The sequence below is a fragment of the Pseudoalteromonas sp. OANN1 genome, from assembly GCF_024124685.1.
In the GTDB taxonomy this organism is placed as follows: domain Bacteria; phylum Pseudomonadota; class Gammaproteobacteria; order Enterobacterales; family Alteromonadaceae; genus Pseudoalteromonas; species Pseudoalteromonas piscicida.
In genome coordinates this window covers 12,566-30,020 of record NZ_JAMXSE010000019.1, presented here as the reverse complement: position 1 = coordinate 30,020, position 17,455 = coordinate 12,566, and the positions used below count along the sequence as shown (strand labels likewise).

Below are 17,455 nucleotides of genomic sequence, written 5' to 3'. Positions count from 1 at the left end.
CAGCAGTCAGCGGAACTTATAAATAAGAGGATGATATGTACTTAGAACACGTAAATTTGGTAGTTAGCGACCTAGAAGAAGTTCTTCACTTTTATCGCGCCGCATTTCCTCACTGGGAAGTTAGAAGCAAAGGGCAAGGCGAGTGGTACGGCAAAGCACGAACATGGCTGCATTTTGGCGATGACTATCATTATATAGCGTTTAGCGATCACGGTGAGGGTCAAAATAGAGCACTCGAAGGTCACCAAGTCGGCTTGGCACATTTTGCCTATGTAGTTCAAAGTATCGAGCGTGTCGTTAATAGGTTAACCGAGGCAGGTTATGCGGTCGATAAAGTCGGAGTGCAGCATCCACACCGAAAAAACGTTTACTTTATTGATCCAGCCGGATACGAAATTGAGTTTGTGGAATATATGAGTGATCTGCCTTCTGAGCGTAATAGTGATTGAAGACCAAATAGAGCATACAGATAGTCGAGAGTTTATATAGAAAATAGCCACGAAGGCGCTTACTGCTCCTTGCGGCTATTATTAGTTTTAGGTGCTTTAACCTGAAGTTATTTAGTTTTGATAGTTTGACCAGCGTTTAATTTGCTCAAATACCGCTGGTGATGGTTCGCTTTCTTCCTGTACCGCTTGTCTATCACTGTGCATGATGGATTTTTGCGCTCGAGACTCCATGTTTTGCTTTACATGACCACTGTTGGCGCCACTCCAAAATTGCGCAAAGTTGAGTATCAGGCTTGACCACTCATCATAGTCATTGAGTACAGAGGTATTTTCGTTATCACCGTTGAGGTCAAAGTTCGTCAGTAGATCAGAGCTACTACCATTACAGTCAAAGTCGACAGCCTCGGATTTATCGTTGTTTAGTCCTTTTGATTCATCGATATTCGCTTCGTTTATTGGCTTATTATGACCATGAGAGTAGTCAATAATAAAATGTTCTAGGCCCTCAGTTGGGCTGTTAACGAGTGCGGTTCCCTTAGGGAAGCAGTTTTCGTTGCTATAAAACCATCGACTTAAATACCGATCCCCTTCTTTATTACCAACCGTTGCCAAGCCATCGAGTTGATATAGGTAGTTCATCACACTCACATGGTTTGGTTTGAAGTTTACATTTTCATTGCCGCCATGATACAAACCAAGGTTGTGACCTAATTCGTGCATAATGGTGCCGGCTTGATAGCTGTAAGTCACATTTGCGGCGATTTCTGAGTCAACATTTAGCCCCCAGTTACCAAGTGAAATTATCAAGTCATTCCCAAAAAGCTCAGCCAAACCGGATGAACCTTGACTACCATCTTCTTTTTGACTGTTTGCCATCAGCATATAGTGAAAAATTGGCCGGCGTTTAAGATCAAAATGCTTGGCTTTGTGATCAAGAATACTCGGCGCTTGCTCTGAACTTGCAAAGGTTGTAGTTTGTACAAAGGGGATCTGCTCGCCGCCACCTAAATCATGTTGTTCAAGTGATAAACCTTCTGCTTGGTGATACAAATTACCCACGTCAAAATGCACTGCGATATCTTGAGCAGCAAACGCCGCTTTTACTTTGTCGAGTGCGGGTTTGTGAGGCGTAATACCTGCATCATTACTTTCCATATAGTCAACTTCTATGAAAATATCTCTGACGCCGGCTCTTGCCCCCCATTCGTATAAAGGTAGGCCTGCGAATGTGCCACCAGGTTGCTCTGAACAATCAGGGATTCCATCTAAGTCCTCATCTTTATCACAGAGCACATCATTATTGCCGCCAGGTGTAAAAAAGGCGGCAGATTGCCAATCGCTAATCGAATTGGTATCTGTTAATAGGCTTGTTCTAACAAGGCTTTGACCTAGTTGATTTGAAACTGGTAATAACTTGGCACTCTCTTGCCATTCTGAAGGCGTTGCCGGTGCTTTATCACTTTCGCCGAAACGGACAAAATCAACCGTTTCACCTTGCTTGTTTTGTAATTCGACATACCCAGATATATACCATGCTGGCGCAAACTGTCCATCGCCGACTAGCATCAACTGATTAGAGCTTGTAACGCTGCGCTGCCATGTTTGAGGTCCATGTTCATTTTGCACCACGATATATTCGCCCGGTTCAAGTAGCTGTGATTTCAGCGGAAAGACTTTAGTGCCGCCATCATTGTAGTTTTCCAACTCGATGCTTTCGGCAACAAGTTGATAATTACTCAAATCGATAGTTTCGTTTGTACCGTTGTAGATTTCTACCCAGCGGTTATCATCGATATACCTAGACGATGAAATCTCGGTGATAAGTAAATCTTTCTGTCCAGTAACAAAAGTAAGCTTTTCAGCTTGTGCGATGGCAGTTCCATAAAAGTTGGTCACCGTTTCTGAGATGGTTAATTCATATTCAGTGCCTGCTTTAAGGGACTCCATTGGTGTTATAGCAAAAGCGTATCCATCTTCTTGCTGTGTTTGTCCTACTGAAAATTCTACGCAAGTTTGATTACCAGATTCTCTTAGATGAATTGCACCATTACACTCTGAAGTACCAATTTCACTTGACCAAGACGCGGACATATTGTCGTCAAAGTGCAACTGGATCTCACCTGTTAAGCTAACCCGAGTCGCTGAGGACTCTGGCAAACTTGTTATTAGTCGTGGTGCTGATGTATCGATAATTTCTATCTGAACTTCTGCAGAGTTTGTGAGGTCGCCATCGCTCACGCCGAAGTGCAAAATCTCTTTAGTTATGTTGTTATGCGTTGGGGTATAGCTGTATGTCTGCGTTGTTGCATTAATTAATTCAACAACACCCGAAAGTGCTGGCTCGAAAGTGACCTCCAGTGCATCGCCATCTTCATCTTTTACATCTAAAGTAAATTCTAAGGTGTTGTTATATTCAAGACTGTGTTCTGAACCGGTAATTAGAGGGGCTCTATTTATTTGTTTGATGGTGACAGAAACTTCTTTTTCTGTGTTATCACCGTCATCATCTGTAGCAGTTATCAAGAAGGCTACTTTGGTATCTTCAGTGACTTCTGGTGCGGTAAAAGAAAGGCTAGAATCGCCCAAGGTAAGATCGATGACGTCTGGCCCTGAAGTTTGTTTTATAGTGCGAGACGAAATTGATCCATCACTGTCTGAAATTGTCACCCCACCACTTAGGAAGCTCCGCTCCCCAATACTTGCTTCGATTGCGGTTACGATTTCTGGTGGAGTATTCTTATCATCACCGCCAAAAAGGTCACAAGCACTCAGATGTACTAACCCTAAGCTGATTAAAGAGAGTTGAAATATTTTTTTATTCATTATTATTTTCTCTGATTGTTACAATATACTTACTAAAAACTTACCCTTTTTAGGGTCTTTAAGTACAGAGGTTGGTGTTAATGAATGTAAAAATAGTCAACGCGGGGTTTATTCTGCTCTTAGCTTGGCTGTTAAAACATGATCTTCCCATTTTCCAGCAATGCGCAGATATTGCTTAGCATAGCCTTCTTGTTCAAAGCCTAGTTTTTGCAACACTCTCGCGCTTGCCACGTTGCTAGGCATATAATTTGCCATGATCCTATGCATGTTTCGCTGATCGAACATATGTGAGATTGCAGCTTCTAAGATCTCGGTCATATAGCCTTGACCCGCAAATTGTGATGCTATGGAATAGCCTAAATAACAAGCTTGAAACGGACCTCGTGCAACTTGGGTGAAGCTACATAGCCCAGCTATCTGAGGCCGTTCTGGCAATAACGCAATAAAGTGATAAGCGGTATCGGATCGTGCGGCATGTTCGGCTTGCTCTGCAAGACCCAACCAATAGTCCATTGAGTAGTAGCTTTCTGGTCGAGACGGCTCCCACGGTGCAAAGTAATCGCGATTCTCTAAGTGATAAGTGAAAAGCCTCTCTGCATACACTGAAGTGAGTGCAACAAGTTTTGTTCTCGCTGTACGGATCATATCCTCAGTAACCCAAACTTCTCGTCATTTACCCACTCGCCGTTAATTTGGAAGTTATGTTTTAGCGTGCCTTCAAGCTCAAATCCTAGTTTTTTGAGTAGATGGTGAGAGGGATGATTTCCTTGGGTAACGGTGGCGATGAGCTTGTGGTAATTACATTCGTGCAAGGCAAAATCAATGACGGCCCTAGACGCTTCAAAGGCGTAACCCTTTCCTTGAAATTCGGGGGAAAGCATAAAACCTAACTCGGCCTGTTGAAATGGGGCCCACATACTTAAAAATCCGTGTAGCCCGATTGGGGTCGCTGTGGCCGTTTCTTCAATCACTAAGGTGAGCCAGGTGTTATCTTCTTTGTGCCACTGCCCAAGTCCGGCGCTTAAACCACGGTTAAACTTTTCACGCAGCGTAGCTTCATCGGTAATCTCACCGATGAAACGCATGACATCTGGTTGTTGATGAAGTTCTAACCATAGCGGCCAATCTGTATTAAGTATAGGTCTTAAGGTAAGCCTTTCTGTTGTGAGCTGCATGTAAAGTCCTTTCGCTTTGTTAACTTTCACTTATTAAACATGTACGGCCAGACTATCACAGATTATTGATTTATCACGTTTCTTATTTCTTCAATTAAGGCGATACTCGCCTTGTTGTCACCGTGAACACATAAGGTATCGGCGCGCAAGGAAAGTGACTTCCCACTTGCAGTCGTGACACTGCCTTGCTGGTGTAATTGCTTAACTTGCGCAAGTAGCGCTGATTTGTCATGCACTGCGCCCGCTTCAGAACGGGGAGTAAGTAAGCCTTCATCAGTGTACAGCCTATCGGCAAAGGCCTCAAAAATCAGTGATACATTATAGTCGTCGGCGAGTTGTTGGTGACTTGCTTGTTGCGCAGTGGCTAGCACCATCAACTTAAGCTCACTTGGGTAGTGTGAAATGGCCTTGATAACACAGCTTAATAACCTTTGTGACTTCATCATATCGTTGTAAAGCGCACCGTGTGGTTTTACATAACTTAGCGTCAAGCCTTGCACCTTTGCCATCCCTTCAATTGCGGCAATTTGGTAATGTAAGGCGTTGATGATCTCTTGCTCAGAGAGTTGCATTGAGCGGCGGCCAAACCCTTGGCGGTCTGGATAGCTTGGATGTGCGCCAAGCGTCACTTGATGCGTGTTGACCAGCTTTAGTGTCTGCGCGAGTACATCAGGATCTCCTGCGTGAAAGCCGCAAGCGACATTGGCCATGTCGATATGTGGCATTACGTGTTCGTCTAACCCCATTTTCCAAGCGCCAAAGCTTTCACCCAAGTCGCAATTTAATAACATGCTTATTTCCTACTTCGTTACTGCAAGCTCTAAATCTTGTCTATCTGTCACCAATAAATGGTGTGGACTATTCATAATACAAAACTCAGGCGCCGCTTTTGCTATGGCTAACTGAGCTGTTAGGCTGGAACCCCAAAAAACCGGAAGCTGCCCCTCTTTACAAGTCAATGGCTCGCCAAAGTTAGGCTTGCTAAGATCTTTGATCCCAACCTCATTTGGCTCACCAAAATGAAGTGGTAACGCATAAGGGAGTCGGCTTAGTGTTGCCGCTTGAATGGCACTAATAAGATTTAGCTTGGTTAATGGGCGCATCGCCAATATTTGATTCGCCTCGTACTTATCTACTGAGTTGCAAGATAAATTACTGATGTAAAGTGGTAAAGGCGTGGTTGGATTCGCCGATGGCGGGTTGATTCCATACTGCGCGAGTAAGTTATCAAAAGAAAGATAACTGGCAAAAGCAAAGGTAACTAAGTCGTCGCGCCAGTGCTCTTCTATATTATGGCATTCTTGAACGAGCTGGCCATGTTTTAAAATCTGATACTTGGGAAGGTGGTAGCGAATGTCTATATCTTTCCCTAAAGTGTCAAAGTTGAAATTGCCCGGCTCGCTGGGCGGAATAATCAGCTTGCAAACAGGTTGATTACTCTCACAAAAGCGAAAGAATGAATATGCTTCGCTTTGTGGCAAAATAATCACATTACATTGTGTGAACCCAGGCACGAACCCTTTAGTAGGACCCGTATAATCACCATCCTTGATCATTTTTCTTATTGCATGAGGTGCACTTAAAGAAGCACTGGGATCCATAGATTCCTCCAATTAGTGGTTTACTGTAACAGGCAGTGAACCTTCCGCTTTCGCTATTCCTAAAATCACTTTGGCCAGCGCCGTGTAGGCAGGCCCAGCTACTTTTTTATCATGATTTACGTCTACATTATAAGCATAACTTGCTAATACTGCGTTACTAAGAGGACCAAAGGTACTAATTTCGTATGGTGCTCTTAGGCTGATAAATAGCTGCTTTTTACCCTGTTGCTGACCGTATTGCAGTAATGCTTTCAGCGCTTCGGGTTGTACATTACGCGCCACCCCATGCTCTCGTAACTTTTTCACATCGTCCATGCCGCCAATTTCTACTGCACTTTGTGGTGGTGATGCATGTGCGGCGATTATCACGTCGGCCTGTTTAATTGCATCATGTGCAATGTCCGGGTCGTAGGCTTGTAGGCTTGTACAAGCAAGTGTCAGCGAGTTTTTGCTGTATGTTTGTAATGCTTGTTCAAGCGCAAAGCATTTTTGCCTATCAGGCATGATAAGGTGAACAACTTGTGCGTTATCTCTAAGCGGTAATACACCATCGTTTTTTACTTCGGTGATAGCCGCTAGTGCAAGCTCTGCTTCTAAGCGACGATGGCTTGGATTACCCAGTGTTGAATTGGCAATGGCCAAAGAAGCGCTCGATTGCGGCAGCTTTGTCTTGAGCTTAGCGATACGGGCCATAGAACTGCTAAGTTGTGCTTGGTTTAGTTTATTGGTATCCAGTGCTTCGCCTAGCTGAGCCATATATTGCTCAAAGCGTTTGATGTCTGCACGATTGCGAATAGCAATAGGCATTAGCGCGATATCCACGCCGGCATTAAACGTTTCAATTGTCGCATCGACTGGGTTAAAAAAGTCGCTGATCCCAGCCATATCTAGCGCATCGGTGACGGTCACGCCTTGGTATCCCAACTCGTGTCTTAGTAGTTGTGTCATGATCTGATAAGACATAGTCGCAGGCCTTATCATGCTCTCACCTTGAGAGTTGACGACTTTACTGTTGTCGAGCGCCGGATATTGAATATGGGCAGTCATTATCATGCCAGGAGGCGATGCTTTGATTATCTCGGCAAAGGGCAATAAATCTTGCTGGTTAATTTTGTCGCGGTCGTGATCAACACGAGGTAGTCCCGTGTGGCTATCAACATGTGTATCACCGTGGCCAGGAAAATGCTTTAGCGCAGAGAGAACGCCTGCGGCCTCAAATGCTTTTACCTGAGCAAGACCTAATTTGGCGACCACTTTTGGATTTTCCGAGAATGAACGCACATTGATCACCGGGTTGTTCGGGTTGCTGTTCACATCTACCGTTGGGGCGAAGTTTACGTTGATCCCTAAGCTATTTAGCTCCTTTCCAATTGCGCTTGCCACTTTGGTTGCGTAAGTATCACCCTGTTTTGGATAGGTTGCCCCAATACTCATATTGCCGGTAAACGACGTTGCTTGTTCACGGTTTATTCGCGCAACACGACCACCTTCTTGATCGATGGCAATAAATAAAGGAAGTTGACTTTTACTTTGTTGTGCCGCACTTTGCAAAGCATTGGTTAGACTGATGATTTGCGCGGTGTTTTGCACATTTTCGGCAAACAAAATAGCGCCGCCGATGTCGTATCTACTAATCAATTCAGACAGCTCAGGCGGTAAAGTTGTCATCGCTGCTCTACAATCTCCACTTGGCTTTTTGCTTTCACCGCAGTAATAGCGGAAATCGAGCATAAGCTTTTGTCCAAGCATTTGTGAAGTGGTCAGTGGCACTTGTGCTGCTGTTGCGTGAGCTGAAGTGATGAAACTCATGAATATGATAGTTCCTAAAGTAGTGAGCAGAGATAATAATCGCACAATCAATAATAAACGCTGAATAAAATTGCCTACACTTTAACACTGATTTAGAAGCGACTACAAAATGCTTTCTATTAGGCGATAACAGCATAAATGAAGCACAGATTTTAAAAGGAATAAAAAATGAACAACCATATAAACTATGTAGAATTAGCTGCAAAAGACTTAGTAGCAACACAAGCTTTCTTCGAGCAGGTGTTTGATTGGCAATTTGAATCTTACGGGCCAGATTATATTGCGTTTGCAAACTCAGGCCTTGACGGCGGCTTTTTCCGAGCCGATGTGTCTTCTAAACAAGCGCAAGGTGGAGCGCTCGTAGTGTTGTACAGCGATGAATTGGAAGCGGTGCAAAGCAAAGTAGAGCAAGCAGGCGGAGAGATAAGCAAGGCTATATTTGAATTTCCTGGCGGTCGTCGCTTTCACTTTATTGAGCCGAGCGGCAATGAATTTGCGGTGTGGTCTAAATAACCTGAGCTTAAAAATAATTAGTTAACACATCCCTTATTCAAACCTCAGCTTAAATAACCAAACGGTGTGCTGTAAAGCCCCTTTACAGCACACGTAATACAGAGGTTTTGCTGCAATAATCTTTCGTTTTCAGATCAGATAAAAACTTGAATTCGTTGCTATTGTGAACAATAGTTATTAAACACTGATGCAAACATCTCTTTGTGTTTGATACCTACTTATTGCGTAATCAGCCAATAGACTTATCTAATGGGTTTAGGTTTAGCGTAGAAGTGCAGGTGGCAAGGGCAATCATTGTACAAAACACCGCTAAATGCATCATCACCATACTTAGGTTTGATTAGGCAATGAGACGGATATTCTTAGTTGTTGGTATTTTACTCTCCTTAACCATGCTTATGGCCGATAAATTGGGCCTATACTTACTGTCACCTGTTACTTATATCATCATCAGCGCTTTAGTTTTTTTGTTTGTCGCGCTGCTTTGGTGGCAAGCACAAGATACTAATAAAATTATGGTTGATGATGGCTCTACCGTGCCACAAATGGTATTAGACAGCGACGGCGTTATCCTACAAGCCAATGACCAAATGCAATCCATACTGGGTGTTGGCAGCTCAGTAATAGGGTTAAAACTTGAAAATTTAATCGCGGTGAGCGGTAACATCCATAGCGAGGGCAAGAGTGGTGCAACAAGCATGTTCGAAGCGCTCGTAACGCAAAGTTATGGTAATTGCACGACCAAACACAGTGGCAAAGTTATTAGTCCTGTTGCTTTACCAATTAAAGTCGCGGGTACCGTTACAGGATATCTCTGTTATTTTAATACTAGCAACAGAGAAAATCGCCTCGCTCAGGCACTAGAAGAAGAAAAAGAATTGCTCGAAGTGACGCTGAGCTCTATTGGTGATGGCGTGATCTGTACAGACGTAAATGGCGTGATCACTTATATTAATCCAGTCACAGAAGCCATTCTCGCGATGTTAAATGAAGAAGTGGTCGGGCGGCGATTTGATGATGTTATGTCTATGTATCACGAAGAAACCAAAGCTTCGGTGAATAAATTTCCTGAACTTTGTCTAAAGCAAGGCCATACCATTTGTTTACCTGAACTCACTTCCATTACCAATCATCTTGGCCTTACCTTTGCTATCCAAGATTCCTTCTCACCTATTATAGCTAAAGATGGCAGCTACCTAGGCACTGTAATGGTCTTTCAAGATGTGACAGAGTCGAGATTAATGGCGAAAAAAATGAATCACCTTGCCCATCACGATGCATTAACTGGGTTACCCAATCGCTTATTGCTGCATGACCGTTTAGTGCAGGCATGTAAACGAGCTAAGCGCATGAGTCACCAGTTTGCTTTGGTATTTATTGACGTCAACAAATTCAAAAAAATTAACGACTCACTGGGACACGATTATGGCGACTTATTACTTAAAGAAATTGCGAGTCGATTAACTCAGCAAATTCGAGGATGCGACACCGTTGCCAGAATGGGAGGCGATGAATTTGTGTTACTCATTGACGGGATCCAAGATAAAAAATATGTACGTAAGGTGGTGAGTAAAGTATTGAGTAGCGTTAATGGACAATATTGTTTGCGCCAAGTGAGTCTAAAAGCCACGGTGAGTGCTGGCGTTGCAATTTACCCTGATGATGGTGACAACACGGAAGCTTTGCTAAAGCATGCTGATACCGCAATGTATCGAGCTAAAAAAGCCACACAAACGGAGTTTCAATTTTATAACGCACGCCTAGATCACGAGTCGGAGCAGCGTTTAGTGCAAGAAAGTCGGATCATTCAGGGGTTAGATAATCGAGAGTTTATTCCTTATTATCAGCCTATTGTCGATGCGCATACCCGCAAGATTAAAAAACTTGAAGTGCTCGCAAGGTGGCAGCAAGATGAACAATTGTTGGTACCTGAAGACTTTTTTGAAGCGGCATGTGATGGCGATCTGATGGTAGAAATTGGGCAACAGCTCAGAGCACTGGCCTTTCAGGCGATGAAAACATGGTTTTACGAGTACGATAATCTTGTGGTTAGCTTTAATTTTTCGCTTGCTGAACTCACCAATAAAACAGTAATAAAAAACTTTATGGAGCAGGCTGCGCAACATCAGTTGCCATCTCGGCAAATTGAAATAGAAATCAAAGAAGTTGACCTGATAGAACTACTTGATAAAGCACCGGAAGTGATGGCGGAATTAGAGCAAACCGGCATGCGGATCTCAATTGATCATTTTGGTGTTGGGCATACCAGCATGCTGTACTTGCAAAAGCTCACGTTTGAAACCATTAAAATTCCACCAGCTTTCCTTGCGACCCCTCAGTCTGTTGCCTCACAAAATGATATTGCAAAATTGATTGTACAGATGGCAAAGAGCTTGGATGTAGAATGTGTAGCGGTAGGTGTTGAGACCGCGTTGCAAGCTAAGTCTCTTAATCTCAATGGCTGTCACCTTATCCAAGGCAACCACCTTTTTGCTCCCGCTCCAGAGTCCGAGATCACCCCTATTCTCATTACCCACATGAGCGTAGAGCGGCGCAGATTAGGTCAAAATTAGTTTTGAAGGTTCTTGTTGGTGCATAAATCCAAGTGCACCACCTGCTAACTGCCTAACACTTCGTTAATTTCTGGATGAGAAATTATTAATTCTGAAAGCTAAGCTCAGAGCGATTAATTGTCTTTCTCACTAGCAGGGCCTCTTGCTGCGGCTTTTTTCGGTGTTGTTAAATTATCCGGAAGCATGGTGTGAAATGGATTTGATTGGTTATATATAGCGGTATTTTCAAGTGAATAACAGTCATTTCGACTTTCTTGTTCTTGAGCAATGACTTTTTCCAGTCTTACTTTTTCAATTAGCCTAATGTCATACAATTCTGATATTTGATTCGTGCTATATCCAAGCGCCGAGAGTTTCTTAGCGGTTATTATCCAGTCGAGCGCTTCATACGTATTAGAAGGTGCTTGCTTTCCTTCCCACGGAACTATTTTTTGCTTTAGTGGTATTTCATAGTTTCGATATTTTTCCCCAATGATTGCGCCAATGAGTAATGATACTGAAAATATTGCAATTAATGCACCGAGTAAGTTAAGTTTCTGCTTAGTCGGTGAATTAACCTCAATCTTAATAACGCCAAAAATAGTACCTAATAAAGCAGCGACAACCGCAAAAAAAGAAGCAACGACTGGGGTATTTGACGCGCCAATAAAGCACCCCAGTACTAAGGCAAATATACTATATCCTATATATATCACTTTCTAATGCCTGCTTCTATTTACAGCGCTTGTTACAGCGTTCTTTACAACGCTCGTAAATAGGGCCGCACTTAGAAGAGTTGCTACCTTTGAGGCAATCTTTTCGAGATTCATCACAATTGTCAACACACTCACTCCAGTCACACGAAGGAGGAGTTCTACTTGTTGACGACACCAAGTTTAAATGAATTGGTTGCTGATTGTTGATAAGTAAATTATCTAGTTCAACTTGAGTTTGAATGGAAGGCTCATTTGTAGTTTGAGTTGCCAATGCACAAGCACTGAATACTAGTATAATTAAAGTGGATAATACTTTCATAACAGAATTCCTTATCGTTAATTGTACAAAAATTCAGGTTAAATACCCACTGAAACCCGCAAGCTAACGAAGCTTTCACCTTGTTTATATGCGCAAGTGGGGCGGCTCATGAAGGCGTTTTTTATTTCCTTATGAGTCTATGGTATGTAGTTCTAAAAATTGCAATTGTCAAGTAACAGAATACAGCAATTTACTACATTGAAATTATAACCTTTGGCGATATTATCTTTTGCCTCTTAGTATCAAAAAGTTACTTCTCTTTGTTTATTTGCTTAAAAATATTCCTAAAACTTTCCCTTCGTTCGTTTATAGATTTACAGAGCTTCACTCACTTGCTCTGCCAACAACAAGAATGAAGGGAATACCATGAGCAACAATACATCTCGTTATAACAAACACCTTATTGCGCTTGCTATCAGTGGCGCGTTATTGGGTTCGCAAGCCGCGCTTGCACAAACAAAAGCACAAGACGCTCAAGTAAATACAGAAAAAAAGAAACTACTCGACCTTGAGCGAATTGTCGTCACTGGCAGCGGTGGGCGTGGCCAAACTAAGTTGGAATCATCTGTCTCAATTACCACCTTAAATGCCGAACAGTTGGCGCGAGAAGCACCTCTAGGTACGGCGGATCTGCTGGAAAGTGTGCCAGGCTTTTGGGTTGAAGATTCAGGTGGTGAAACCAACAATAATGTTGCACCTAGAGGACTACGTGGCGGTGAAGGCTTCCGTTATATCGGCGTTGAAGAAGATGGGCTACCTGTGGTGTACGACGGCGTTTGGGTTGATTTTTATCAGCGTCAAGATATCACGATTGAACATATGGAAGCGGTTCGTGGGGGCACCTCAGGCCTACTAACCACCAACGGCCCCGCGGCATTAGTAAACTTTATTACCCGTAAACCAGATGACATTGAAGAAGCGACGATCCGCCTAACTGCTGCCGATTACGGCATGTATCGCGGCGAGTTCTTTTATGGCACACCCATTAGTGACAACTGGAAAATGTCGATAGGTGGCTCATATCGTCGTTCTGATGGCGTGAGGGACACAGAGTTTACCGCAGATCACGGCGGCCAACTTCGACTCAATTTAGTGCGTGAGTTTGATAAAGGCCAACTCACGCTGTCTGCCAAACACCTCAATGACCATACCACTTTCTTTGTGCCTATTCCGCTTAGAGATCAAAGTGACCCTAAAGGCATTGCTGGTGTCGACCCACAACATGGCACCTTAATTGGTAATGGTCAGCGCTTTTTACACTATTTACAGCCTGATGGCAGCTATAAAACACGAGACCTTAAAGATGGGCAGCATACCAAGTTTAGTACGCTAGGCTATCATTTAGATTGGGAGTTAAGCGACCGTTGGCTACTAAATACAGCTGGCCGTTACTCACAGTTTGAAAACGACATGTATATTTTGCTTAACTTCGATAACTCGACGCTGGTCAATGCCAATACCCGACTTGGGCAGCAAGATGTGCAAAATATGCTGGACCAGTTTGCCAGCGATGGCGCCGTTGCCGCACGGTATCGATACGTCGATAGTGGTGAAATACTGACAGATGTCAGTAATTTAAACGGAAACGGCTTAGTCACCACAAGCTACCCGCTTTATTCGCGCTATGATGCCGAGCAGTTTGTTAATAAGCTCAATTTTACCTATGAAGGTGATCAGCATACGCTGACCATAGGGTGGTTATTTGCCTATGTAGATGCGGACTCCTTGCCAGTTGATAAATGGGAATCGCAGTTTTTAACGGAAGTAAAAGACAATGCTCGATTACTCGATATTGTTGCAGTTAACAGCAATCAGCAAGTGGTTGGTCAACTAACTGACCACGGCTCAACGGGTTATGCTCCTGGTTGGGGTCAGGCAACCGCTTTTGGTACCAGTACTTCCAACTCTTTATTTATCAATGAACAATATCAAGCAACCGATAACCTTCGTATTGATGGCGGGGTTCGGATTGAGTGGTTGGAGCTAGATAGCACCGCCTCCGCAACCACATTTGCACAGCCTGTTGCGGGCGCTTTTGACAGCGCTGGTAATGACATAGATAACAATCTTGCCAACAATTACGTCGACATGCCGTCAAACAAATTCCTGTCAAAAACTCGTAGTGAAACCGAAACCGCATGGACGGTGGGATTCAACTATACCTTCTCGGATGATGTGTCAGTATTTGGTCGTTATGCCGATGCATTTGAAATGCCAAGGTTAATGAGCTTTGGTCAGAACATTCACTCAGGGGTTGATGCCGACTTTAATGACAGCGTTAATCTAACCTTTAGCGAATTGGGTACTCGCTATGCTGGCGATTCAATTGGTGCATCACTGACCCTGTTTAGAACTAAATTTAATGACTTAGTGGAACGTAATTTTACCGGCAGCGATGGTGAGGTGGCGAATCAAACGATAGACACTGTCACCGATGGTCTTGAGTTTGAAACAGTGTGGCAGGCGCATGACAATTTACAGCTTGAGCTGACAGGCGTGTTACAAGACCCAAAAATGGAAGGATTTACCGGGGCATTTGCACATTGGGAAGGCAAGCAAGTGAAGCGCACACCTAAAGTGCAGCTTAGGTTAACGCCAACCTATTACTTTGACGATGGTGATATCTATTTAACCATTCACCACTTAGGAGAGCGTTACTCAGACGGTGAGAATAAGTTTGAGCTTCCTGCCTACACCACAATCGACATGGGCGTGAATTATCGCTTTACCGACGCGGTTGCGCTGCATGTGAAAGCGACCAATATCAGTGATGAACTTGGGTTAACCGAAGGAAATCCGCGTGCCATCAACGATGTTCAAGCAGGATACGACTATTACTATGCTCGGCCGATCTTAGGACGCACCATCAGCGCATCGCTGACGCTGAATTTTTAGGGCCTAATCGGGTTCACCTGAGTGCGCTTAGTTCATTGTTGCTTAACTTTTTGCTCAGCCCACTATGTAGCAAGTCGAGCGTCGCGACCAAAACTCACTCAGGGGAACAAAAATTAAATAGCAAAGGTCATTAGGCCCTGTATTTCCCTTGCTAATTTGCACACTGCCCAGTGCTCATTAGTTCACTCAAGCCCGCTATAAGCGGGCTTTTCTCAGGAAGTTATTTATGAACCAGAGTGTCTTTTATACATTTTTGCAAAGCAGTTTATTGCTGTTTTCTTTGTTGCTCACACCACTTTGTGCAGCGCTACAGATCACCCCAAAACCACTGAGTGCTAGTTTTGGTAACGGTCACTTTAACCTTACCCATGACAGTAAAATTACCTTTAACCAGCAGCAAGCTCAAAGCGTTGCGCAGCAATTAGCGACCTTTTTGCGCTCGCCTACGGGCTATCAGTTGCCTGTGTCTCAGGTTGATAGCACAACTAAAAATAGTATTGCCTTTAAGATTGTCGATACACCGCTATCTCAAGAGGGATATGCGCTGAGCGTGACACCTGAAGGGGTTGAAATACAAGCGAATACTGCGACCGGATTATTTTGGGGGATGCAGTCACTGCGACAATTACTCCCTGCTGAGATAGAGTCGCGTATGCCCATCAATCAGGGAAATTGGGCAATACCTGCGGTAGAAATAAAAGATCAGCCCAGATTCTCATACCGTGGCATGCATTTAGATGTAAGTCGGCACTTTTTCGATGTGGCGTTCGTGAAGCGTTATATCGATTGGCTGGCGATGCATAAATTCAATGTCTTCCAGTGGCACTTAACCGATGATCAAGGCTGGCGAATCGCCATTGATGCGTATCCTAAACTAACCGAGATTGGGGCAACACGGCCTCATACCGTGGTTGGTCATACCTATGATTATCAACCACTGTTTGATGATAAAACGGTATCGGGATTTTATACCAAGGCGCAAATTAAGGAAGTGATTGAGTACGCGCAGGCGCGACATATTGAAGTGATCCCTGAAATCGATATTCCGGGGCACAGCAGTGCGATGCTTGCCGCATATCCCGAGTTATCTTGCCACCGGCGCGCAGTAAAGGTGCAGCCGCAGTTTGGGATTTTTGAAGATGTGCTATGTCCCCGTGAAGACGTATTTGCGTTTCTTGGTGTTGTATACAAAGAGGTTGCTGAGCTATTTCCGAGCCAATATATCCACATTGGTGGCGATGAGGTGATAAAAAAGCAGTGGCTAGAGAGTCCCGAGGTGAAAAAGTTGATGCAACAGCATCAGTTAACCACACCTGAGCAAGTGCAAAGCTATTTTATTAAACGGGTCGCTAAAATCGTCCAAAATCTTGGTAAAACGGTGATTGGTTGGGATGAAATATTAGAAGGAGGGGTGGCGGATGACGCCGTGATCATGTCTTGGCGGGGCACGGAAGGAGGCATCCAAGCTGCAAAAATGGGTCATCAGGTGATCATGAGCCCTTATCAATATATTTATTTTGATGCCTATCAATCGCGCAATCTTGATGAACCCAAAGCCATCCACGGGCTTTCAAGTTTAAAAAATGTTTATCAATATGAGCCACAGCCCAGCCACTTAACCGCTGAGCAACAAGCCTTTATTATTGGTGCGCAAGGTGCACTTTGGACTGAATATATAAAAACACCTCGTCATGCCGAGTATATGCTGTTTCCGCGCTTGAGTGCGTTGGCCGAAACATTGTGGTCGGATAAAACACAAAAGTCGTGGTCTGATTACAGCCAATATCGGTTACCCGCGCTTTTAAAACGCTACCAGCAGATGCACCTCAATACCGCTTATAGTAGCCATAAGCCTATTATTTCAAGCGAGATTAATGGGCAGCAGCTCGTCGCCACCATTACCTCTGAAATTGCCGACACGGCTATTTACTATACCTTAGACGGCAGCGAGCCAACGCTACAATCCCAGCAATATCAAAAGCCGCTAGTGATAACTGACGAAACGCAGCTTCGTGCCCGCAGTTATGTAAGCGATCTAGGGCAACTGGTAGGCGATGCGCGTTTAACGCTTTCGCCTCATTTAGCGCTTGGAAAAGAGATAACGCTTGGCTCGCTAGCTGCCGAAGGCTCTGCGACTAAGCTGCAGGATGGTCAATTTGCCTATGATCAATTTTACAGCGTTGATGATTATGCGATTTTTTACGATACCGATCTTGAGGCGGTTATTGACTTGGATGCGTCAACGCAAGTGCAGCAGGTTAAGCTGGGCTTTGACAGCGGGCGACATAGACAACTGCACCCGCCAACACATATTCAAGTACTGGGTTCAAGTGATAAACAACAGTGGCAAACGTTAGCTGAGGTTAATAATCCGCGTGGGCCCATGTCGGTGTTGTCGTTTGCTCCTGTAAGTGTGCGCTTTTTAAAGGTGGTGGCCATTAATAGTAAGCAATCTGACGATATCCAGATCCCCAAACTTCCGCTGTATATCGATGAAATAGCGGTATATTAATCACCAGCCCTAATGCTAAATTCGTAATTAGGGCATTATTTATGATTCCATTCCCAACTTCCTCGGCTCAAACGTTTACATAGATAGAGTG

Annotated in this window: 12 protein-coding genes; 5 read left to right on the top strand and 7 right to left on the bottom strand. The window is 43.9% G+C overall.

Translation table 11 applies throughout. The features are described from left to right. Nucleotides 1-35: 35 nt before the first annotated feature. Complete coding sequence (locus tag NH462_RS15495) at nt 36-449, top strand: VOC family protein (RefSeq protein ID WP_253106477.1); 414 nt, start codon at nt 36-38, stop codon at nt 447-449. Between the two features lie 111 nt (nt 450-560). On the opposite strand, the gene NH462_RS15490 is transcribed toward NH462_RS15495, so the two are convergent. The 6 genes from NH462_RS15490 to NH462_RS15465 all read right to left on the bottom strand — a co-directional run bounded on the left by NH462_RS15490 (nt 561) and on the right by NH462_RS15465 (nt 7,857). Then, nucleotides 561-3,272 (bottom strand): Ig-like domain-containing protein, encoded by a 2,712-nt coding sequence (locus tag NH462_RS15490; RefSeq protein ID WP_253106475.1) that lies wholly within the window; start codon nt 3,270-3,272, stop codon nt 561-563. Nucleotides 3,273-3,380: 108 nt separating this feature from the next. Continuing rightward, entirely contained in the window at nt 3,381-3,917 is a 537-nt protein-coding gene (locus NH462_RS15485) for a GNAT family N-acetyltransferase (RefSeq protein WP_253106474.1), read from the bottom strand. Beyond that, on the bottom strand, nt 3,914-4,447 hold the full coding sequence (locus NH462_RS15480) for a GNAT family protein (RefSeq protein ID WP_253106473.1): 534 nt from the start codon (nt 4,445-4,447) through the stop codon (nt 3,914-3,916). The genes NH462_RS15485 and NH462_RS15480 overlap by 4 nt, the downstream gene beginning before the upstream one ends. 62 nt (nt 4,448-4,509) lie before the next feature. Beyond that, complete coding sequence (locus tag NH462_RS15475) at nt 4,510-5,238, bottom strand: 5-oxoprolinase subunit PxpA (RefSeq protein WP_253106472.1); 729 nt, start codon at nt 5,236-5,238, stop codon at nt 4,510-4,512. A 9-nt stretch (nt 5,239-5,247) separates the two neighbouring features. Beyond that, nucleotides 5,248-6,048 (bottom strand): DUF1445 domain-containing protein, encoded by an 801-nt coding sequence (locus NH462_RS15470; RefSeq protein WP_253106471.1) that lies wholly within the window; start codon nt 6,046-6,048, stop codon nt 5,248-5,250. 12 nt (nt 6,049-6,060) lie between these two features. Then, nucleotides 6,061-7,857 (bottom strand): glycoside hydrolase family 3 N-terminal domain-containing protein, encoded by a 1,797-nt coding sequence (locus tag NH462_RS15465; protein WP_253106470.1) that lies wholly within the window; start codon nt 7,855-7,857, stop codon nt 6,061-6,063. A 168-nt stretch (nt 7,858-8,025) separates the two neighbouring features. On the opposite strand from NH462_RS15465, the gene NH462_RS15460 reads away from it, so the two are divergent. After that, entirely contained in the window at nt 8,026-8,370 is a 345-nt protein-coding gene (locus NH462_RS15460) for a VOC family protein (protein ID WP_010603872.1), read from the top strand. Between the two features lie 347 nt (nt 8,371-8,717). Continuing rightward, on the top strand, nt 8,718-10,943 hold the full coding sequence (locus NH462_RS15455; protein ID WP_248694187.1) for an EAL domain-containing protein: 2,226 nt from the start codon (nt 8,718-8,720) through the stop codon (nt 10,941-10,943). 113 nt (nt 10,944-11,056) lie between these two features. Here NH462_RS15455 and NH462_RS15450 read toward each other — a convergent pair whose 3' ends face one another. Then, on the bottom strand, nt 11,057-11,638 hold the full coding sequence (locus NH462_RS15450; protein WP_010375730.1) for a hypothetical protein: 582 nt from the start codon (nt 11,636-11,638) through the stop codon (nt 11,057-11,059). A gap of 685 nt (nt 11,639-12,323) precedes the next feature. Here NH462_RS15450 and NH462_RS15445 point away from each other — a divergent pair. Both NH462_RS15445 and NH462_RS15440 read left to right on the top strand, forming a co-directional pair. Then, nucleotides 12,324-14,852 (top strand): TonB-dependent receptor, encoded by a 2,529-nt coding sequence (locus NH462_RS15445; protein WP_045963097.1) that lies wholly within the window; start codon nt 12,324-12,326, stop codon nt 14,850-14,852. A 226-nt stretch (nt 14,853-15,078) separates the two neighbouring features. Then, nucleotides 15,079-17,364 carry a family 20 glycosylhydrolase gene (locus NH462_RS15440; protein ID WP_253106469.1) on the top strand — a complete coding sequence of 762 codons (2,286 nt, stop codon included), beginning with the start codon at nt 15,079-15,081 and terminating at the stop codon, nt 17,362-17,364. The last annotated feature ends 91 nt before the right edge of the window (nt 17,365-17,455 follow it).

Bases quoted from the DNA above. Each gene is read 5' to 3' on its own strand.
- NH462_RS15490 (WP_253106475.1), bottom strand. From the start codon at position 3,272: ATGAATAAAAAAATATTTCAACTCTCTTTAATCAGCTTAGGGTTAGTA.
- NH462_RS15460 (WP_010603872.1), top strand. From the start codon at position 8,026: ATGAACAACCATATAAACTATGTAGAATTAGCTGCAAAAGACTTAGTA.
- NH462_RS15495 (WP_253106477.1), top strand. From the start codon at position 36: ATGTACTTAGAACACGTAAATTTGGTAGTTAGCGACCTAGAAGAAGTT.
- NH462_RS15470 (WP_253106471.1), bottom strand. From the start codon at position 6,048: ATGGATCCCAGTGCTTCTTTAAGTGCACCTCATGCAATAAGAAAAATG.
- NH462_RS15445 (WP_045963097.1), top strand. From the start codon at position 12,324: ATGAGCAACAATACATCTCGTTATAACAAACACCTTATTGCGCTTGCT.
- NH462_RS15440 (WP_253106469.1), top strand. From the start codon at position 15,079: ATGAACCAGAGTGTCTTTTATACATTTTTGCAAAGCAGTTTATTGCTG.
- NH462_RS15485 (WP_253106474.1), bottom strand. From the start codon at position 3,917: ATGATCCGTACAGCGAGAACAAAACTTGTTGCACTCACTTCAGTGTAT.
- NH462_RS15465 (WP_253106470.1), bottom strand. From the start codon at position 7,857: ATGAGTTTCATCACTTCAGCTCACGCAACAGCAGCACAAGTGCCACTG.
- NH462_RS15455 (WP_248694187.1), top strand. From the start codon at position 8,718: ATGAGACGGATATTCTTAGTTGTTGGTATTTTACTCTCCTTAACCATG.
- NH462_RS15475 (WP_253106472.1), bottom strand. From the start codon at position 5,238: ATGTTATTAAATTGCGACTTGGGTGAAAGCTTTGGCGCTTGGAAAATG.
- NH462_RS15480 (WP_253106473.1), bottom strand. From the start codon at position 4,447: ATGCAGCTCACAACAGAAAGGCTTACCTTAAGACCTATACTTAATACA.